Origin of the sequence: Mesorhizobium sp. SP-1A, assembly GCF_032460275.1 — a bacterium.
In the GTDB taxonomy this organism is placed as follows: domain Bacteria; phylum Pseudomonadota; class Alphaproteobacteria; order Rhizobiales; family Rhizobiaceae; genus Mesorhizobium.
Window position 1 is genome coordinate 287,690 of sequence record NZ_JAVXZD010000002.1, and the last position, 17,071, is coordinate 304,760.

Annotated in this window: 26 protein-coding genes and 1 other RNA gene; 15 read left to right on the forward strand and 12 right to left on the reverse strand. The window is 50.7% G+C overall.

Annotation, left to right across the window (positions count from 1 at the left end; genetic code table 11):
- Positions 1-20: 20 nt before the first annotated feature.
- A complete protein-coding gene (locus tag QU595_RS10045; protein ID WP_315921431.1) occupies positions 21-239 on the reverse strand; it encodes a hypothetical protein in 219 nt (72 codons plus the stop codon).
- Positions 240-525: 286 nt separating this feature from the next.
- Between QU595_RS10045 and QU595_RS10050 the strand changes: the two genes are divergently transcribed.
- The 3 genes from QU595_RS10050 to QU595_RS10060 are packed head-to-tail and all read left to right on the forward strand — an operon-like array spanning position 526 to position 1,937.
- On the forward strand, positions 526-1,227 hold the full coding sequence (locus QU595_RS10050; RefSeq protein WP_315921433.1) for a metallophosphoesterase: 702 nt from the start codon (positions 526-528) through the stop codon (positions 1,225-1,227).
- Positions 1,228-1,243: 16 nt separating this feature from the next.
- Positions 1,244-1,765, forward strand: a complete 522-nt coding sequence (locus tag QU595_RS10055; protein ID WP_315921435.1) for a hypothetical protein — start codon at positions 1,244-1,246, stop codon at positions 1,763-1,765.
- A complete protein-coding gene (locus tag QU595_RS10060; protein WP_315921437.1) occupies positions 1,758-1,937 on the forward strand; it encodes a hypothetical protein in 180 nt (59 codons plus the stop codon). Before QU595_RS10055 ends, QU595_RS10060 begins: the two co-directional genes overlap by 8 nt.
- Positions 1,938-2,316: 379 nt before the next feature.
- Here QU595_RS10060 and QU595_RS10065 read toward each other — a convergent pair whose 3' ends face one another.
- Together QU595_RS10065 and QU595_RS10070 are read right to left on the reverse strand one after the other, a co-directional pair.
- Entirely contained in the window at positions 2,317-3,591 is a 1,275-nt protein-coding gene (locus QU595_RS10065) for a hypothetical protein (protein ID WP_315921439.1), read from the reverse strand.
- A gap of 58 nt (positions 3,592-3,649) precedes the next feature.
- Complete coding sequence (locus QU595_RS10070; protein WP_315921441.1) at positions 3,650-4,177, reverse strand: hypothetical protein; 528 nt, start codon at positions 4,175-4,177, stop codon at positions 3,650-3,652.
- 197 nt (positions 4,178-4,374) lie between these two features.
- On the opposite strand from QU595_RS10070, the gene QU595_RS10075 reads away from it, so the two are divergent.
- A complete protein-coding gene (locus QU595_RS10075) occupies positions 4,375-5,214 on the forward strand; it encodes a hypothetical protein (RefSeq protein WP_315921443.1) in 840 nt (279 codons plus the stop codon).
- Positions 5,215-5,262: 48 nt separating this feature from the next.
- On the opposite strand, the gene QU595_RS10080 is transcribed toward QU595_RS10075, so the two are convergent.
- The gene (locus QU595_RS10080; protein WP_315921445.1) at positions 5,263-6,021 is read right to left on the reverse strand and encodes a hypothetical protein; all 759 of its coding nucleotides are present in this window, start codon (positions 6,019-6,021) and stop codon (positions 5,263-5,265) included.
- A 114-nt stretch (positions 6,022-6,135) separates the two neighbouring features.
- Here QU595_RS10080 and QU595_RS10085 point away from each other — a divergent pair, with 114 nt between their 5' ends.
- Genes QU595_RS10085 through QU595_RS10100 form a run of 4 tightly spaced genes read left to right on the forward strand, consistent with a single transcriptional unit; the run spans position 6,136 to position 7,449 of the window.
- Entirely contained in the window at positions 6,136-6,417 is a 282-nt protein-coding gene (locus QU595_RS10085; protein ID WP_315921446.1) for a hypothetical protein, read from the forward strand.
- Positions 6,418-6,451: 34 nt separating this feature from the next.
- A complete protein-coding gene (locus QU595_RS10090) occupies positions 6,452-7,033 on the forward strand; it encodes a hypothetical protein (RefSeq protein WP_315921448.1) in 582 nt (193 codons plus the stop codon).
- Positions 7,034-7,049: 16 nt separating this feature from the next.
- Entirely contained in the window at positions 7,050-7,301 is a 252-nt protein-coding gene (locus QU595_RS10095) for a hypothetical protein (protein ID WP_315921450.1), read from the forward strand.
- Between the two features lie 16 nt (positions 7,302-7,317).
- Positions 7,318-7,449: a hypothetical protein gene (locus tag QU595_RS10100; RefSeq protein ID WP_315921452.1), complete on the forward strand. Its 132-nt coding sequence runs from the start codon at positions 7,318-7,320 to the stop codon at positions 7,447-7,449.
- A gap of 61 nt (positions 7,450-7,510) precedes the next feature.
- Here the strand turns inward: QU595_RS10100 and QU595_RS10105 are convergent, their stop codons facing one another.
- Together QU595_RS10105 and QU595_RS10110 are read right to left on the reverse strand one after the other, a co-directional pair.
- Positions 7,511-8,812 carry a hypothetical protein gene (locus QU595_RS10105; RefSeq protein WP_315921454.1) on the reverse strand — a complete coding sequence of 434 codons (1,302 nt, stop codon included), beginning with the start codon at positions 8,810-8,812 and terminating at the stop codon, positions 7,511-7,513.
- Positions 8,813-8,869: 57 nt separating this feature from the next.
- Complete coding sequence (locus QU595_RS10110) at positions 8,870-9,316, reverse strand: hypothetical protein (RefSeq protein ID WP_315921456.1); 447 nt, start codon at positions 9,314-9,316, stop codon at positions 8,870-8,872.
- A 121-nt stretch (positions 9,317-9,437) separates the two neighbouring features.
- Between QU595_RS10110 and QU595_RS10115 the strand changes: the two genes are divergently transcribed.
- Entirely contained in the window at positions 9,438-9,788 is a 351-nt protein-coding gene (locus QU595_RS10115) for a hypothetical protein (protein ID WP_315921458.1), read from the forward strand.
- Between the two features lie 82 nt (positions 9,789-9,870).
- Here the strand turns inward: QU595_RS10115 and QU595_RS10120 are convergent, their stop codons facing one another.
- A complete protein-coding gene (locus tag QU595_RS10120) occupies positions 9,871-11,160 on the reverse strand; it encodes a hypothetical protein (protein ID WP_315921460.1) in 1,290 nt (429 codons plus the stop codon).
- A gap of 29 nt (positions 11,161-11,189) precedes the next feature.
- The gene (locus QU595_RS10125) at positions 11,190-12,173 is read right to left on the reverse strand and encodes a hypothetical protein (RefSeq protein ID WP_315921462.1); all 984 of its coding nucleotides are present in this window, start codon (positions 12,171-12,173) and stop codon (positions 11,190-11,192) included.
- A gap of 206 nt (positions 12,174-12,379) precedes the next feature.
- Here QU595_RS10125 and ssrA point away from each other — a divergent pair.
- Positions 12,380-12,799: a transfer-messenger RNA gene (ssrA, locus tag QU595_RS10130) on the forward strand.
- Positions 12,800-12,878: 79 nt separating this feature from the next.
- Here ssrA and QU595_RS10135 read toward each other — a convergent pair.
- On the reverse strand, positions 12,879-13,094 hold the full coding sequence (locus QU595_RS10135) for a hypothetical protein (RefSeq protein ID WP_315921464.1): 216 nt from the start codon (positions 13,092-13,094) through the stop codon (positions 12,879-12,881).
- A 302-nt stretch (positions 13,095-13,396) separates the two neighbouring features.
- Between QU595_RS10135 and QU595_RS10140 the strand changes: the two genes are divergently transcribed.
- From QU595_RS10140 to QU595_RS10160, 5 genes are all read left to right on the forward strand, one after another.
- Positions 13,397-13,654 carry a hypothetical protein gene (locus QU595_RS10140; RefSeq protein WP_315921466.1) on the forward strand — a complete coding sequence of 86 codons (258 nt, stop codon included), beginning with the start codon at positions 13,397-13,399 and terminating at the stop codon, positions 13,652-13,654.
- Positions 13,655-13,855: 201 nt separating this feature from the next.
- A complete protein-coding gene (locus tag QU595_RS10145) occupies positions 13,856-14,230 on the forward strand; it encodes a hypothetical protein (protein ID WP_315921468.1) in 375 nt (124 codons plus the stop codon).
- Positions 14,231-14,412: 182 nt separating this feature from the next.
- Positions 14,413-14,805 carry a hypothetical protein gene (locus QU595_RS10150; protein ID WP_315921470.1) on the forward strand — a complete coding sequence of 131 codons (393 nt, stop codon included), beginning with the start codon at positions 14,413-14,415 and terminating at the stop codon, positions 14,803-14,805.
- Between the two features lies 1 nt (position 14,806).
- Entirely contained in the window at positions 14,807-14,992 is a 186-nt protein-coding gene (locus QU595_RS10155; protein WP_315921471.1) for a hypothetical protein, read from the forward strand.
- 70 nt (positions 14,993-15,062) lie between these two features.
- Positions 15,063-15,386, forward strand: a complete 324-nt coding sequence (locus QU595_RS10160) for a hypothetical protein (RefSeq protein ID WP_315921473.1) — start codon at positions 15,063-15,065, stop codon at positions 15,384-15,386.
- Between the two features lie 77 nt (positions 15,387-15,463).
- On the opposite strand, the gene QU595_RS10165 is transcribed toward QU595_RS10160, so the two are convergent.
- From QU595_RS10165 to QU595_RS10175, 3 genes are all read right to left on the reverse strand, one after another.
- Positions 15,464-16,006, reverse strand: coding sequence for a DUF1643 domain-containing protein (locus QU595_RS10165; protein WP_315921475.1), 543 nt, complete (start codon positions 16,004-16,006; stop codon positions 15,464-15,466).
- Positions 16,007-16,008: 2 nt separating this feature from the next.
- Positions 16,009-16,374, reverse strand: coding sequence for a hypothetical protein (locus QU595_RS10170; RefSeq protein ID WP_315921477.1), 366 nt, complete (start codon positions 16,372-16,374; stop codon positions 16,009-16,011).
- Between the two features lie 229 nt (positions 16,375-16,603).
- Positions 16,604-17,002 (reverse strand): hypothetical protein, encoded by a 399-nt coding sequence (locus QU595_RS10175; RefSeq protein WP_315921479.1) that lies wholly within the window; start codon positions 17,000-17,002, stop codon positions 16,604-16,606.
- Positions 17,003-17,071: the final 69 nt, after the last annotated feature.

Sequence of the window (17,071 nt, forward strand, 5' to 3'; positions counted from 1 at the left end):
AACGATTGAGATCGGCTGGATTAGTTCAGCCTGCCGGACATCTGACGAGCCGTGACCTTGATCAGCTCATCGGCATCGACATCGTGAAGCTTTGCCACGTCGTCAGCGATCTGCTTGATGATCTTCTTGCGTTCGCGCTGCATGAGCGTTCCTGCCTGCAGTCGGTCGTCGTAACGCGTTGCGCGGACGAAAGTCATCACGGCGCTGAAAATCTCATGATTTGGATCGTAAGTTTGCATTTTTCACCCCTTGTTGCGGTGTGAATATAGAATATTTGAATGAATTTCAATATCAAAATATCCGCAAATCATGCATTATTTGTTCTGTTGGATAATTTCAATGAGGAGCGGCCCCTGTCGAGAACAATGCTCGCAGCCGAGCTTTGCCCGCTCCCCTTTGATGGATTAATCGTATTCCCACACATTCTGGCAGTCAATAAATATCGTATTTGTCCGCAAATATACATTATTTTGCTTGTGTTTTCGATAGGTAATTGCTAGTTAGAGCACGAAAGGAACTCGTGTCATGTCTCCGCGCAATCAAGCAGAAGCAAATATTGCCTTTTACGGCGACCCTCACGGCGATTATCGCCCGCTGAAGGCCATTGCTGCTGCGCGCCCGAATGCTGTCGTCTTTCTCGGCGACATGGACTTGTCGCGTTCGTTCGATGAAGAAGTGAAGCCGCTGACGAATGCTGGCGTTGAGAGCTGGTATATCCACGGCAATCACGACACTGATCGCGAAGAATGGCACGACCATCTGTTTGAAAGCGAACTCGGCAAGCAGCGCAATCTGAATGTGCGCGTCGAGAACATCCATGGCGTTCGCGTTGCTGGCCTTGCCGGAGTGTTCCGCTCGAAGGTTTGGCATCCGAGGGACGGCAAGGGTGAACAGAAGTTCACGAGCCGCGAAGAGTTCCTGCGCATTCATCGTCGTGCCACCTGGCGCGATGGCATGCCGCTCGGACAGCGTTCTACGATCTATCCGGAAGACGTCGACAAGCTTGCAAACATGCGTGCGGACGTTCTGGTCTCGCATGAAGCTCCGTCATGTCATCGCTACGGCTTTGCGGAGATCGACCTCGTCGCCCAGATGATGGGCGCGAAGACAATTATTCATGGTCACCATCACGAGAGCTACGAGGCCACACTGCCTTGCGGCATCAAGGTGATCGGATTGGACAAGGCCGAAGTCGTGACGCTACCTGCGTCGGCATTGGCCGCTTAAGAACAAGGAGAAACTCATGGAAGATAAAGGCGTTCTGTACGAAACCGGAAGCGGCAAGTTTCTGGAGCTGATCCCCGGCAATGCACGGTTCCATTCCTCACGCGAGAATGCGACGCCAATCAGCAAGGCGGATTTCGAAGACAAGGGTAAGCTTGCCCAGATTCTCGATCACCACAATGTGGATTGGTACATGAAGACCATTGAGCTGCGGCCACTGACGATCCAGCCAATCGCTCTCCCAGAAGAAGCAGAGTTCGATCTGTTGTTCCAGGTGCCATCCAATGGCAAGGACTGGCAAGCCCACTACGACGATGTTGAAGCGGTCATCCTGAAGACCACGTTCTGGGACTACACCTTGCTAAGCGGCTCCACGACCGACAAGGATGGTGGCAGGTTCAATCTGAGCGTGGAGATGCCAGGTAGCGACGCAGAAGTCTTGGCAAAGGTCATGGCCGAACTCGCTACTCTTCTGCCGAACATGCGGATCTTGAACATCGAATTCGCACATGTCGATCTGGGAGCGAAGTCGAATGGCTAAGCCGAAGAAGTCGCTCTCAGAAAGGATTGCCGACGCAGATGCGCGTGGCGGCCGCTATCTCGCTGATGCCAATGAAGCAGCCGAGCGCGGAGATCACGAGAAAGCTGAAAAGCTCTACGAAAAAGGTCAGTTCTGGCTGGATCGCGTGAACAAACTGCTTGGCAATCACTGACAGAAACTCAGGGCCAAAAAAATAACCCGTCAAAAGCGAAAGCCTCTGGCGGGTTTTGCATCTTTTGGGAGGATGCTAATCAGAAAGTTCTAGAGGACGGGAGCCGTCATGGGGGTGGGGGAAAACTCCCGCCCTCTAGGGCAATCCAACTTAATGTCGATTTGCCATTGCTTCCGACCCGAAGGTCGAAACCCTAAGCTGGAACACACCAGCAATATGGTCATGATGTCCCGACCTAACACCTAAGTCAATTACCCCGAATGGCCTAATTATCTCTTTTTCCAATTATCTCGTTTGGAGTAATTTCGTTTTTACAGGAAAATCGAGCTAATTTTGAGGCAATCTTTGATTTCCCAGTTTCTCCGCGACATTCTGCCACTTACGGCTTCATGGAATTTTGCCGCTCCAACTCCTCTTCATGAGCAATTCGCGCCTTTTCCATGAAATGAGCAGCGACGTCTGTCACGCCTTCATCGAGTTCTCGGCCGTCCAGGCTGTCGATGATGTCTTCAACGACGCTCTCCATGGCGATGCCGAGGCGCTGGAAATCATCAGGAGTTGCAGCAACGTATTCGCAGTCGAGGTCGCAGTCGTAGTTGCCTTCGTAGTCGTATCCTCCGTTGAAACGGGGATTTTTCATCAGCCACAGGCCTTCGCTAACGCCATGCCCCTCAATGTAGTCACTGAAGTCATCAACCACATTAAACAGATGACCCGTGAAACCGAGAATGAACGGGTTGGTGTCGCCTTCGCGAACGTCATCATTCAGCCACAGGACGATAGCTTCATCCGGCTGCAGGCGCAGGCGGGCTTGCCATAGTTTGTTCTCGATCTCGTCGATGGGCATGAACATAGCCTTTTCGCGGCTTGTAAGGGACATTCCCACATCGGGTTCCGAATTTTCAGGGACGTCCTCCAGGCGAACGTTGAGAAGCAGGAACGCACGAATATCATCGAGCGATGCATTCTTTTTCACGACATTGATGCCGTGATTGATTGAGACACTGTTCGTGCTGTTGATCACGGTAATCAATTCATCGCCGACATAGTACATGTTGATGTCGTCAGCGATGATCAGATCGCCAGGCTCGATATCCTGATTGCAGAAAATTGCACTGACGGGACGGGTGCCCTCAGGGAAACGTTTCGAGTAAGTGTTGATGACAGCTGGAAGATCGATTGTTCGAACACCGTCCTGATCGACACAGTCGAGTCGGACGTAATCTTCATCGGCATCGGCTACGTCGAGCAGCTCGTCATCGGTCTCAGTCTCCTTAGGGTCAGGGGTACGAGTAATGAAGCGGCCCGTGATTTTGCCGTCTTCAACGCTATCGACATGAATGAAAATTGGTCGTTCTTTCGCGGAGTCGATTGCCTTTAAATAGCCGAAAACTTCGTTATCAGGCAAATTTGGAATGAGGTTGGTCCATTTGATATAGTAGCCAGATTTCCCGTCCTGGTCCTTCCATGTGTTGCTCCAGTTTTCTGTATGGAACTTTAGCTTGCGACCATCCGACAGATCGACCGTAAAACCATTTTTGTTATCATTAGTGATGACCTTGCCGAAGACGAGTTCACGGCTGTTGTAGCTGCTGAAAACGACGGTTTTGCCTGGCTTTAGGTTTTCGGTATTTGCTCTGAATGAATAATGCACGATGCGATCTCCTGAGGCGCTTAATCAAGGGTATTCGAATTTTTGGCAATGATCACGCCTATTCGATCTGACGGCACTCAGCTAAGGCTTCGCGAAGTTTCAGATGGCGCTTAAGCCATTTTTCGTATTCCTTTTTCGCAAAGGTGTGTTCGTCTAGGGGTTTCTGCATAAAATTTTCCGGGATCGCCTTGCGAATCTGAACCTTGGTTCCGTCGCAATATGCGCAACAGGACAAGATCGTGCTTGGGTCTCTTCCCGTGCCGCCGCAATGTCTGCAACATCCATCTGCCGCGAGCGAATATTGGACTTTGTCATAGGAATTGATCGTTCGCCAGCTCTCTGTCTTTGCGCGGACTACTGCTTCGGTGTATCTGTAGGCACGGACCAGATTTTCAGGTTCGGTGGCAAAATCCTCTGGGAAGAGGAGACTATGCTCATTGCCCTGAATGGCTACTGTATCCCGAATGTAGCTGCTGTGCTTCAGAATCTCGTCCCTCAGGACTGCCTTGAGTTCGTCCTCGGGCATGTTGTCTGCGAAGACGCCCTTATCAAACCAGCAATTGTTTCCTTTGAAAAATAGACGCATGCCATCTCCATAAATCGAACTGAGTTCTTACATTATTTATTGAGATATTGCACCTATTTTTATTCTGATAACTGGCCCCAATTGATCATTATCGCCCTAAAACAATTGAAGAATGCAGCGCCAGCTGAGATGGTGACAGGATATGGAGCTGACAACCGCCCTGCCCTATGGCTGGCGGCATGGAGTGTAGAAACCTGATGACCGATCTTGAACGTGAAATCCTGGAGCGAGTGTCATTCGCCATCGAGAGCGGAAGACCGATTGAAGGCGTGCTGTTCCATGGGACTTGCGAGCCAATCATCGGGTCACTGCATTCCAGAACCCATGACGGCCTTCTCTGGACGGCAGACAATCCCGTCATCGCTCAGGAGTATATTCCGGCATCTGGCGGCTCCATGGCCTGTTCTAAGCCATACTCTTACGAATTCGATAGCCGTCCTCGTCCGACCGATGGCAACTCGCTCTATCTGGTCTCCAAGCAGATGACTGGCAGCGAAGTGACTGACATTCAGCGAGATAGCCGTGGCGACCTGATGTCGTGGGGTTTTCCGAAGGGCTGGCCGACCAACGGAGAGATCGTCGACTACATCGAGAATGAGCTGGGCTACGAATTCAACGGCAATGGCTCCGTTTGGCTAAAGACGCGCTTTGAGGGCGGCAAGGAAGTCTTCAAGCCAGCGTCGTGGAAGATTCCTGGTGAGGTCTACATGACCTTGTCAGATGGCCTGAATCTGCTCGACCTCCGCAGGGCCTCAGAAGGTGACTTGAGCGATCCTGATCATCGTCGCTACGACCTTTTCGAGAAGGCGGCCGACAAAGGTTATGACGGGGTGATCATCAACGATTTCGCTCAGGTGGAAGCCTTTGGCAACTATGGGCACGTGGCCTACGGACTCAATGCCAAGGGATTGGCAAGCCGAGAATGGGTGTCGTTCCCTGCGGTGAACTTCGGCCTCGACACCATCAGCGCTCCAATTGTGACACCGCAGCTCGAAGAATGGATTGAGAGCATCCGAGCCAGCGAATTTCGTATGTGAATCTCAACAAACGGAAAGAGCGATCAAATCATCGATCTGGGGCTTTTTTCAGTCCTGAGGATCGTTTGCCGCAGCCTCTGGCTCCTCGACGATATCATTTTCACCGTCGCTGCCATGACTGAAAGACTGAGCCTCTGGCGCGAGACTGTTGAGGTATTTCAAAGCGGCGATCCCCTCGATGCTGAGATCTCCCTTGATTGGCTTCGCCCAGCCACGAACGTGGCAAACCCAAGCCTGAATGGCGTGAGGGCCAAAGCGTCTCAGCAGATCGGCAACGAACAGAAGCTTCTCAGCCGGAATCTCCTCGGTATCAGCGCCGAACGACCAGACGTGAGCGAAGAGAGCTGGTTGACCAAGGCGGCTTTCGGTCTTGATATCGTTTAGCCAATGGGTGCCGATGAACACGTCATTGGAGTTCAGAAGCTGAATGACCGCACCCTGGACGCGGATCGCGGTGTCGAGAAGGGCGTCACGATGCGCAAGCTCTCTCGCGGCCTGGTGCCCGATCTCTTCGAGTGTGTTCGCAAGCTGTGTCTGATCGATTGCATCCAGGTTTGCTTGGCAACTGATCAGATCAGAAAGGCGGCGGAGATCCTCAGCCACCTTGTAGTTCTCGGGTTCGGTGTGAAGCTTGTCCAGATGACCAGCGTAGACCTGCTCGATGTGCGGGTAGAACTTCTGGAGAGCGGTTAAAACGGAATCCGCTTGCCATTGGGTAAGCGTCCGCTCGCCCTGTTCGCCTTGGAGCGCTGTAGGATTGAAGATTGCCGCGAATATTTCTTGATATAGAGCGCTACGGTCCTTCATGTCGACAACCTTTCATCTGGTCTGGACTTACCAAACCCCGTCTTGTTTGAATTCGAGAAGTCCGTCTTCCTGGAATTTCACGATGCATGAGTCGCAAACCGTTCCTTCCGGAAGGTGGTCTGGTCGACCGCCTTTGAAAATATGGAGTTCCATATCAACAACGGTGCTCCCGTAATATCCCGTGAGCTGATCGCCTCTAATCTCAGCCGCGCAGTGCATAGCCTGGTTAGCTTCGGGCCTATCGTCCCAGAGGGCTGGATATTCGGTCTTGCAGCAAACGCAGGTGACTTTTACCTCGGACAAATTTCTCTCCTTTTGTTGATTGCGAATATTTTAAATGATCTGCATTTATTTTCAATACATTTAATGGCCGACACCCTGCGAATATCCCTTTGAAAAAGGAATTAAGCAGTTATCATGGAGGCGTAATATGGAGGCAGATATGCATCTAAACCATACAATGGACGTCATCATTGAAGGCGAACCCTTCCTGTCCAAGGCCGTTGAATTCCGGCGCACTTCTCAAATTGCTCTCGATAAATGGAATGAGTTCCGCGAGAAATATGGCGCTTATGCCATCGCTCCTGGCGGGAATGGCCTCTTCTTTGACGAAAAGTCTCCTGAAGGCTGGACGAAACGTGAAGGACGCCATGGCTTTTCACGACCGAAGCGCGGCACCGAGGCCTTCGAAGAGATCAACGCCCTGCCCCGCTTCCCGAAGGCATGGGATGTGTTTGGTGAAAGCCTGGTATTCGATGTCAATTACGAGCTGGATGGAAAACGACAATCCGTTGTTGTCAGCGAACTGTGGGACGGTCCTGAGATCGAGTGGAACACTCATGACGCACTCTATGCTCGCATTCCCAATCCAATTGACGCGATCAAGGAATTAAAGGCAAAATATCCGAAAGCAGTCATTCTGGACGGCGTCGAAAGCTGGAAAATTCCGCAAGGCCTCCAGCAAATCCGTAGAGAACGAGCAAAAATCATCCAGTACGCAATCGGGCTTTAATCCACAGGAGAGCGAAATGGTCAAAATGAAGAGCTTCTATCCCCAGACCGCTGCGGAGGCGCTGAAGTGGATTAGAGATAATGAGCATTTCGAAGGCTATGTTGCCACACGCAACGAGCAACAGGGCCTCGTTTTGCGGAATGACTCCAACGACTGTTTCATTCCTCAGGGCCTTCTGCCGGAAGGCGCTATGCAGCCGTCTGATTATGAAGCAACGAAGCGAATGTTCGAACCGACCGAAATCGGCCTGGCTCTGATCGCCGCATAACCAGCTTGAGGTGACAATGAATCTAGCGCATGCAGTCATAGCAACCGTCGTTGTCGGCATCGGGTTCTACGGCCTCTACTCGGTCGCACAGGCTGATCGAAAGCTGAAGCGGATCAAGGTCCGCGTGGAAAGGAAGCCTAAGCGCTGACGACCAGCGAAATTGAACGCAAAAAAGCCCCGCTCGACCATTCTGCGGGGCTTTTTTGCGTTCACATCGAAGGTGCAGTTGGTGCGTTTTCCTCTTCTAGGTCTTCGTCCCAATCTTCTTCTTCGTCACGTTCAAAGTATCTGCTGAAATCATCGTCATGGAATTGAGGGTCATCAATTCTTTGATCGTCGATCATGCCGATATCGTCGTAGCTGTAGAGCATCGCCATATGCAGGAGGTCGGGACATGCGTCAGAGAACCTGACGAGAGTGTTCGTGCCGACGTCAAACTTGATCGATGGTTCTCGATCAAATGTGCCATTCCGGATAGCCTCAATGACATCAGGCAGGAAGTCCTTGTAGCGATGGATCGGGTAAACCTCGACACCGATGGTTTTCCCTGTTTCATCCTTGTCTGTGAGGATGATGTGAGCCGAGAAGTCAGTCACAAGGGAAATGTTTTCGTGATAATGCGCCTGCTGAAGCGGATTGGATGTCGGAACCGTAAAGACCTGCTGGTTCCAGTTGTTATAGGTCAGCATCTTCTCATTCCAAACCATGCCGCGTTCGTTGAGCGCTGAGTGGACTCTGTCCGCCTTCTCTGCGAGCCAAGGCAACAGCTTCGAAAGCAGCTCATTTCGTGCGATTTCAATCGTATGAACTGCCAGCGGCCCAGCCAGTCCGCCATCTTCCTTGAGGACCAAGGGAACGCCGGAATTCGTGTGCCGCCAGCCGATTTCTGCGTCGGAGCGGAGCTGATAGCCATCAAGAGCAGGACGCAACATGTCCATGACCGAAACGAATTCGCTGAAACAATCAAAGCGGCCATCGGGACGATAGGACATGCGAATGTTTTCTTTCCCCTTTTTTCTGTCCTCGAACAGTGCGCCGAATGCGATCCGTTCTGGATATTCGTCATTCGGTTTTTCGGGATCGATCCTGTAAATATGCGCGTTGTATTCAGTGATGTTATCACTGGGGCCTTCGATCATGTACGTAATTTGATATGCGGGCACGGATTCATGGCCATCCGCTGGATAAATATCCAGAGAAAATAGCTCTCGCTCACCACTGTTGTAGATGTTCTTCCTTTCAGGCCTTTCGGAGACCTTGAGGATGGTGTCGCCGACCACTACCTGGCCTTCCAACTCTGCCTTCTTCGTCAGGTCACTCAGCGGGCCGAGAAGGTTGAAGAAGGAAAGCGCGGTAAAAGACCCAACGGTTTCATATTGCGGACGAAAGACCTCCTCTACCCCGTATCTGTCGGCAAGAATGTCTTCGTCTTTCGCAAATCTGCTCATGAGTTTTTTGTGTTCTCTTAGAGCCTCCGCAACGAGCTTGTTATGGTCTTCTGTAATTTTCATTATCTGTTCCTTCGCATTAACACCCGCCGTCATCCTATGGGTGAATGGCGCAATCGACTATGCCACGAGGTTCTCGAATTCTTCACGAGGACAGCCGGACAGAGCGCTGCGGAAGCCTGCATAATCGTTGCGCTTGAACCATTCGATGACGTGCCAATGAAAGCCATCCGGCTCTGCGAGGGCACGATTTAAGAGCGTATCGAAAGCGTCGCTGTTGATGCGATCTTGGTCTGTCGAACGATCCTTGAAGCCAACGCTGATCCGTTGCTGCTCATCGATGTAGATGTGGTGGCAGCTCCTGTCGGTGGTGATCAACTGGAGAGCGAAATTCAATGCTTCTCTGATGGCAATTTCTGTGAACTTTGGACCATGGCGGGATTGATTCTTCAATCCATAGATTGCGGTGATGCAATCCATGCGATTCAGAGTTTCGTTATCCCTGAAGAAATCCAGCAATTTCGACATCTGATCGTCAGCAGAAATAATTTGGTCTCGATTGAACATTTTGGGGCCTCTCTCATTTGCCAAAATCGTATACACAATATTTATTGAAAAATGAATAGATTATTTATTGCATTTCAAAAATGAATTTGCTAATAGATCGCCAACAAACAAGGAGAGACACATGAAGGTTTATGGCTGCCCCGAAGAAGTCAAGTTTGCTGAGCCTGATTACCGGAATTTCGACCTAAAGGTTGAGGAAGCTCGCGTTCAGAAGCACAAGGACGAGTTGAAAGCCTGGCTGATCGGACAGGGCTACACAGGCAAGAACACTGGCGAAGTCGTTTCCTTCCCGGTGGGTGACGGGTACGCGCAGTACATGGTTGGCGAAGCTCGCTCGTTGATCCTCATTCACCTGCCCTACTACGATGCCTATCACTACCGCATGGTGGATCGCTTCACGAAGAAGGAAATCCTTGCGGAAATCGAACGCGCGAAAAAGATGTCAGCGCTATTTGGCAAAAAAGCAGCGTAATTCACGAGTTGCTGATAGACAAAAGGAAAGCTAGTGGTGAATCCGCTGGCTTTTCTTTTGGGCAGACCTGTGAGAGACAGGGTCACATCTTTATCGCAGGCGTATCGTCCTCTTCGAGATCGTCATTCATCTCGTCTTCTGGTTCCTCATGGTAACGATCAAAATCGGTGGATTGGTTTTCCAGCTTGTCGATCTTGCCTTCATTAATCTGCTTGAGGTCACAAGTGCTGCTGAAAGCCGCCATGTCCAGCAGATCAGGACATTCGTCCGAGAAATGAATGAACGAATTCGTCGTAAGATCAAAATGGATCATTGGTTGCCGATCAAAGGTGTCGTTGTTAATTGCTTCCATGATTTTTGGTAGGAAGTCCTTGTAACGGTCAATTGGATAGATCTTGATATCGGTATTCTGTCCAGCTTCGTTCTTGCGAGTCAGGATTATATGTGCGGAATAGTCCGAAATTAGTGACGTGTTTTCGTGCAAGTGAGCCTGCTGGCTTGGATTTGATGTCGGAACGACGAAAACGTGATCATCAAGATCGTTGTAGAGCATCATCTTTTCACCCCAGATCATGCCCCGTTCCTTGAGAGCTGCGTATACCTTGTCCGATTTATCGGCCAGCCAAGGTAGCACCTTTTCTGAAAGCTCGGTTCGAGCGAGGTTCAAAGTATAAAGCGTCAGAGGCCCAGGCAGTCCGCCATCTGCGTTCAGAACATCAAGTGCTCCCGAATTGCTTATCATGCCAAAGCTCATATCATCTGTTCGACGCTCATAACCTTCCAGAGCAGGTCGTAGCAGATTCATAACGACAGCGAATTCCGAAAATACGATATAGCGACCAGGCGAGCGAAATGAATAGCGAACTTCTTTGCCTTCCTTGCTGTGCTCGATAAAAGAACCGTTTCCTACTCTCTCTGGCAAGTCGTCATCTGGATTGTTCGGGTCGATGCGATAGAGTTTGGCTGAGTAATCGCTCACACCAGGTTTTAGGGCCTCGATCTCGTATGTAATGCGATAGGCTGGAACATCATCGAGGCCGACATCTGGATAGATATCGAGCGAGAAGAGGGATTCACTCTTCTTCTGATAGATGCTTTTGCGTTCGAGGGCTGTTGTCACCTTGAGCGTCGTCCCTCCAATCACGACATGTCCTTCAGCTTTCGCCTTCTCGTGCAGAGCGGTCAGAGGGTCCATGAGATTGAAAAAAGACAACGACGCAAATGAACCTTGGGTGTCATACTGGTCGTGAAAAACGTGCGAGCCAAATTCATCATCAAGGGGATTTTCGCCCTTCTCGAACTGCTCCATGGTATAACGGTGACCCCAAAGGGCGTCCTTAACGAGTTCGTTCTGTTCTGCGGTCAGTATCATTTTCCCACTTTCTGAGGTTAATTTCGTGATTAGAGATATCGAGATCTCATTTGGCTAGCTGTTTCCGGATCATAACGATAATTTGTAACGTCGGGCGCGGCATTCATGAATTCTTCGCGAGGGAGGCCAGACATTGCGCTCCTGTAACTCGGAAAGTCATTGCGTTTGAACCATTCAAGAGCCTGCCAATGCAGGCCTTCAGGCTTCTTAATGGCAGTCTCTAAAAGGGTGCCGAACCCGCCGCCTGGCCGTCCTTCGTAGTCGTCCCACATGTTCACCATGTCGATGCGATAGGTGAAGCCAGACCTCCCAAATTTGCGGGTAATATGGTGATAAATTTCAGTGGGGTCCGTCAGAGCAAAGGCCGAATTGATTGCCCCTCGCAAGATTTCTTCCGCTTGGTCAGTACCGATTGTTTCATCGCCATTTTCTAGGCCTTCGAGCAACATACGAGTAGCATTTCCATAGAGGATGAATCTCGGACTGTCCCCATAGATTTCGATCAGAGACTGTAGCTGAACGTTGAAGGGGGTAATTTCATCTCGGCGGAAAGTTGGCACTGAGCGGACATTCCTTCGGGCAATTTCATCGTCGGCGCTTCCATGGAGCGCTGTGATCCGAGGAACGGCCTCGTGAGAATAGTGCGGCCTAGTGTTTCGTCTGGTGTATTCCAGGGCATGCCACTCCAGTGCGTTGCCGAGAGTCGATGCCATTTCATGGAGGTCGATCAGCAGAAGATCCTGCTCCTTGTTTATCCGCACTCCATTTTTGTAGTATGATAGCCCTTCGAAAGAATTCACTTGGAAATAGTCGCGTTTGTCGTTCCAGCGTTTCATCGCGGCATTAAGCGCTTGCTCCAATAAATATTCGTTACCATCGCCATTCCTAAGGGCATCTCTAAGAGGATCAAGATGCCTTGCGATTTGCCGAGGCAATACTGGGTCTCGATCAATGTATTTTACTAACAGCTCGATTTGCCTCTTTAGGGGGACTACGTTGGTTTGCTCGGCCATTCTCAATTGCTCCTCGCGATGCCCCGTTGTTTTGTCAGGCATACTTTATAAATTCCATATGGACAGCGTGACATGTCCTTTAGCGAGGCACCATGCAAATTGGCTGTATCGAATTTAGCGGATCGGTTTTCTGAATTATACTCGCCAAGTCATCAACTCCAGATCGAGAAAAGAATTTTTGTGTTTTCGGACTATTTCTTGGAATCGCGGTTGACTTTATCCCAACGATTTATTATCTCTCTAATTGTCTCGCGAGAGACTATGGTGCTAAACCGAATATGCAATAGGTTTCATGGACGCGGCTGCGACGCCGCCACCTCCACCATAAGCACATCGCCAGGATTAAGCCGCTTTCCCGCGACGGACCTGGTAAGGATCGCAACCTGGCAGCAACGTCAGATGTGTTTATGATGGGGGTGATTTAGGTTCGACATGGGCTGAAAGATATCTCGTTGTGCTCGGAATGATATCCGCCGTTATCGGGTCAAAACTGTAGTTGCAAACGACAATTACGCTATGGATCGCGCTCTCGCTGCCTAACCGCAGTGCGGGAGATCCGCTCAAGTCCTTCTGGTTAGCACCTTAAGGCGGGGTTTGGTGGCACCTGGCAACAGAACGCCACCATTTTCTTTTTCCAGCCTGCTCTTATCGCCCTCTGTCGTTGAGGCTTAACCTCAGACTTGCGATCAGGCATCTTCCCTAAGCTTAAACTTCTCCCTCCACGATCAGCTCCGTTTCCGCAATGGTTTTCACAAGGTCCAGTCCGATTGACTTGACCTGAGCGACTGCAAGCGCCAGAGCCGCCTTGGAAGCGTCCTCTTGGCTCACACCCTGCTGCTCGGCCGCATCGATGAGAGCGGTGAATTGTGACTGCATCCTTTCCTGAAGGCGATTACTGGCATCCACTGCGTCGACATCCATCACACTCTCCTTTGTGTTGGCTCCTGATAGACGACCATCGGCACCCTTACGTTCAATCGGCATTTGCGGCCCTAGTATGACCTGCGTCAGCATGACGGCGAAGCAGAGCGAAGGCGCTTCAAACTCATTGACAGGCCATCGTTTCGCTTTTCCAATGGTTAATCCCAATATTTTCACACAACTTACGGCGGGGTTTTATGCGCATTTTTATTCTGGTACTTGCAATCCTTTTGCCAACTCAAGCATTCGCATATGGTGGTTGGGGTTTCGCTCCCCCTGAGCGATACCGAGGCGAGCCGAATATGCCTGTCACGATCATCGCCCTGCCCTTATTTAAAATTGGCAAGCATTGCTCGGCCTTCAAAAGATGGTACAACGTCATTTATGGATGCGCCGTAGTCCGTGAGAAACCCAAGAAGCATTGTGTCGTCTTCATTCCGGACAAGTCGGTTCCGAACCTCGCGTGGCCCATTGGCGGTGTCCTGGTGGTCACTCCGAAAATGATCCTGACGCATGAGAAGGCGCACTGTAATGGATGGCCAAAGTCGCATCCTCATTGATCATGATATTGAAGGGAAAAGCAAAAGGCTCGAACCTGGCGTGTCGAGCCTTTTTTAGTTTGTGTTGTTCCGCTATGTCGCCCTATTAATCTCCCCAATTATGAAAATAATAATTGCATATTCCCGTTTTTCGTGAAGAAGGCGTTGACAGTCCATATTTTATTAAATAAAAGCCGCAATTATTTTTAAAAGGAGATGAAAATGCGCGTTATTATGATGCTGATCGCCTTGGCAATGTTTTCTTCGGTCGCTCCTGCCAGTGCAGGGGTTATGACGTTCTTCACGCTCGAACCACCCGTTAAGTACCAAGTGAAGCCGAAAATTCCTGTTAAGGTATATCGTCTATCAATGTCAGAATTGCAAAAGGCGTGTTTTAATAAGTTTCCACTCGGCCTTGTTTATGGATGTTCCAAGACGCTCAAAGGGCCTGATCGATGCGCGGTATTCATCCCCAAAAGCCCCGTCGTTAACGTCGGGTTCCCTCTCCCGCCGATCCCCGTCATCACTCCATCCATGATCTTGAAGCATGAACTTGCTCATTGTGCTGGATGGCCGCGAACCCATCCGAGGCGATAAGATTACGACTTTGCTTCGGCGTGAAGGCTCGGTTCCACATGGTTCCGAGCCTTTTCTGTTTCAGGTCATATGTCCGTCGTTGCTACTAATATTTATTGACATAATGCAATTATTTAAATAAATAACCTTCGGACTAAGCCCTGCAGGCCCCAATTTGCAGGCAGAAATTGGAAAGAAGGAAAATGCAGTATTATTTCCCGCCGAAATTCGAATGGTCCTTCGACTATTTCAATGAGACTTCGGTCGTGCGCTCCGCCAAGGACGACACCCAGGCTGCTGTCGAGGCATGGCTTGCTGAAAATGGCCATGAGCAGACACTTTTCTACAAGTGGGTCGTCAGCCGCACACTCGGATTGATCGACGTCGATTATGACCATGGCGTTTTCTACTACATCCACTTGAACAGCTATCTGCGCGATACGGCGTATGCGGTCTGGAATTGCGTCGACGAACGCCTGCGGCTGGAAGGCGTGCCTGAGAAGGAACGCGGAAAGAAGACCGATGCGGCTCAGAAGGAATTTTTGGAATTCGCCAAGAATACGTTTCCTAGCAAAAAAGCAAAAGGAGGAAAGTGATATGAGTGAAGGGGCAATTCATTACCTCGGTGTCATCGGAATTATGGCGTGCGCGGCCGCGTTCATTTTTTTGAATCCAGTCAGCTCACGCAAAGAGCAGGGACAGCGCAACGCGGAACGAGAAGTATTGCTGGATGAACGCGAGGCTTTGATGAAAGAATATGCGAATCTGAGCAACGAGAGCTAACCGTGGAATTTCGCCTAGAAGGCGTTTCCTAATCGGCCAGCGAAGGATAAAAGGCAATAGGAGAACTCACATGCCTCTTTCTGAAAAACAGGCGTTTCCCGACTGGGCGAAAGATCTGGTTGATGCAGGTCTCGAAGGAACAGAACGATCCCACCGTGTCGCCGTGCTAACTTGCATCGCCAATGTGGCGCGATCTGGCGCATGGAAAGAAATCGACAGCGTGCTCACCGATGTTCCGATCTCAGCCCTTGCCGAGTCCTCGCTCGTGACTCTGCTACGCGGAACCTATCGCTTCAAAGAGAAGTTGGCTGGATGGGACGGCTTCCGAACCCGTGTAGCGGCCGAACTCCATGCACGTAAGGCCGACACCGCTCGGCTCATGTTTGGCATCTGACCAGCAGGGTCTTTTCGCCGAATTTTTGATGAATGCCAAATACGAACAGGGCGGTCTCCCGCCCTGTTTCGTTGCCATCAGTAATCGAGCAGCTCGCTCGTATCCAACAGATAGAGCGGATGTCCCGGAGATCCGTTGTTCGTGATCTTGAGCGCATGAAGCTTGAGGCCAGCGGCGCGAAGCGCGTCGGTAACAGCCTGTCCATGATGAGCCAGCTTCTTATGAAGCGATCCGTAGGCCATAACGATGATTTCTGCCTTTTTGGCTTGCTCGACGATGGTCCGCATGTTCTCGTCCGTGCACGGCACCACACCTGGCTCCAGCAACATCTTGGGGTGCGTGGCGCGGTAGTCCATGACATTGCACTTCACGTAGCGGCCGTAGCCCCAGCGACGCGTGAATTTCTGTTCCTTGAAGACGGTCGGATCATCGACGTCGATAGCTGCCGTGCTGGGGTTCATGCCAATCCAGAGCACGAAGCCTTCCTTTTCGGCACCGTCCCATTCGCGGGTCAGCAAGCGGCGATATTTGCCGCAGTCCGAGAACACGGCATCACCTCGAATTTCGTCCTTTACCTTCAGACGGACCTTGCCGCCTGGATCGTGCAAATCATGAGACATCCTTACTCCTCGGATTGGGGTTCGTTTAAAGCAAGCCTGCGGGCCTCGGCAATTGCATCGGAACCGACCAGAAACATCTCCGTGCCGTTCGGATTGATGTAGACGCGCTTACCGGAGGCAGCGACATTCCTGAGGGCCTGTAGGAGTTCTTCGTTGTGCGTCTTCAGGGCCGCGATCTCTCGGTCCTTGGCGTCGATCAGCTCTTCGGTGTCGTCAACGCAGCAAAGGCCCACGACTGCGTTGCCTTCGTCTTCCGCCTGCTCTTCGGCCTGGTCTCGATGAATGGACGCGTCGAGCATGATGCCGTTTCGGTCAACGTTCATCCATGCGATTACATTTGGCTTCGCTTGGGGGAGAGCTGAAGCCATTTATCGAACCCGCAAAATTCGGTCGATCTTGCCGAATTCGGATTCCAACTTCTTGAAGGCCTCCAGACCAGCCTCCAGACCAGCCTCCTGGCTTGTGCTGGTGATGCAGGTATGGCCAAATGCGGCCGCTAATAGATATGAATTCTCGGTTTTGTTATTCATGACGTCCATATTAAGGCCCTTTCGATAACTAATGATGGGCCAAAAATATGAAGCGGAAAAGCCAAAATTATTGCTTAAACGTGCGATATTCCGCATCAGGTCGCTTATCCACACGCCAGGCGTTCCGACCAACGTAATACGACGCCCGCTGTTTCAGCTTGCGCAACGTCGGCATCCGATAGAAACGATTGATCACGAGTTTGTAGAGAACGCTTTCGTCGTTCATCCAGTTGTCCGGATAAATGATTTCACCGCATCGGTCACGATGGTAAATACGGATTTCATCGTGACGACCCTTGTAATCATTGGAAAGCACGAGATCGGACATCTTGGAGATGTTGATGTGCTTGCAGCAGTCAATCCATTCGACTGTTTCGGCATCGATGACACGGTTTACGCGACCGTATACCACCCAAGCGACGTCTTTTTCGCAGACGATGTCATTGCGCTTCAATTTGGGTTTCATCGATCACCACTCCATTTTTTGCGAGTTGCGCAAGTAAGATTTCCTTTGGCATTTTCGGAACGGACCTAA

Coding starts and splice junctions, on each gene's coding strand:
- QU595_RS10100 (WP_315921452.1), top strand. CDS start 7,318: ATGAATCTAGCGCATGCAGTCATAGCAACCGTCGTTGTCGGCATCGGG.
- QU595_RS10060 (WP_315921437.1), top strand. CDS start 1,758: ATGGCTAAGCCGAAGAAGTCGCTCTCAGAAAGGATTGCCGACGCAGAT.
- QU595_RS10115 (WP_315921458.1), top strand. CDS start 9,438: ATGAAGGTTTATGGCTGCCCCGAAGAAGTCAAGTTTGCTGAGCCTGAT.
- QU595_RS10135 (WP_315921464.1), bottom strand. CDS start 13,094: ATGGATGTCGACGCAGTGGATGCCAGTAATCGCCTTCAGGAAAGGATG.
- QU595_RS10075 (WP_315921443.1), top strand. CDS start 4,375: ATGACCGATCTTGAACGTGAAATCCTGGAGCGAGTGTCATTCGCCATC.
- QU595_RS10145 (WP_315921468.1), top strand. CDS start 13,856: ATGCGCGTTATTATGATGCTGATCGCCTTGGCAATGTTTTCTTCGGTC.
- QU595_RS10150 (WP_315921470.1), top strand. CDS start 14,413: ATGCAGTATTATTTCCCGCCGAAATTCGAATGGTCCTTCGACTATTTC.
- QU595_RS10140 (WP_315921466.1), top strand. CDS start 13,397: ATGCCTGTCACGATCATCGCCCTGCCCTTATTTAAAATTGGCAAGCAT.
- QU595_RS10050 (WP_315921433.1), top strand. CDS start 526: ATGTCTCCGCGCAATCAAGCAGAAGCAAATATTGCCTTTTACGGCGAC.
- QU595_RS10095 (WP_315921450.1), top strand. CDS start 7,050: ATGGTCAAAATGAAGAGCTTCTATCCCCAGACCGCTGCGGAGGCGCTG.
- QU595_RS10175 (WP_315921479.1), bottom strand. CDS start 17,002: ATGAAACCCAAATTGAAGCGCAATGACATCGTCTGCGAAAAAGACGTC.
- QU595_RS10160 (WP_315921473.1), top strand. CDS start 15,063: ATGCCTCTTTCTGAAAAACAGGCGTTTCCCGACTGGGCGAAAGATCTG.
- QU595_RS10055 (WP_315921435.1), top strand. CDS start 1,244: ATGGAAGATAAAGGCGTTCTGTACGAAACCGGAAGCGGCAAGTTTCTG.
- QU595_RS10120 (WP_315921460.1), bottom strand. CDS start 11,160: ATGATACTGACCGCAGAACAGAACGAACTCGTTAAGGACGCCCTTTGG.
- QU595_RS10110 (WP_315921456.1), bottom strand. CDS start 9,316: ATGTTCAATCGAGACCAAATTATTTCTGCTGACGATCAGATGTCGAAA.
- QU595_RS10155 (WP_315921471.1), top strand. CDS start 14,807: ATGAGTGAAGGGGCAATTCATTACCTCGGTGTCATCGGAATTATGGCG.
- QU595_RS10105 (WP_315921454.1), bottom strand. CDS start 8,812: ATGAAAATTACAGAAGACCATAACAAGCTCGTTGCGGAGGCTCTAAGA.
- QU595_RS10165 (WP_315921475.1), bottom strand. CDS start 16,006: ATGTCTCATGATTTGCACGATCCAGGCGGCAAGGTCCGTCTGAAGGTA.
- QU595_RS10080 (WP_315921445.1), bottom strand. CDS start 6,021: ATGAAGGACCGTAGCGCTCTATATCAAGAAATATTCGCGGCAATCTTC.
- QU595_RS10125 (WP_315921462.1), bottom strand. CDS start 12,173: ATGGCCGAGCAAACCAACGTAGTCCCCCTAAAGAGGCAAATCGAGCTG.
- QU595_RS10090 (WP_315921448.1), top strand. CDS start 6,452: ATGGAGGCAGATATGCATCTAAACCATACAATGGACGTCATCATTGAA.
- QU595_RS10170 (WP_315921477.1), bottom strand. CDS start 16,374: ATGGCTTCAGCTCTCCCCCAAGCGAAGCCAAATGTAATCGCATGGATG.
- QU595_RS10070 (WP_315921441.1), bottom strand. CDS start 4,177: ATGCGTCTATTTTTCAAAGGAAACAATTGCTGGTTTGATAAGGGCGTC.
- QU595_RS10045 (WP_315921431.1), bottom strand. CDS start 239: ATGCAAACTTACGATCCAAATCATGAGATTTTCAGCGCCGTGATGACT.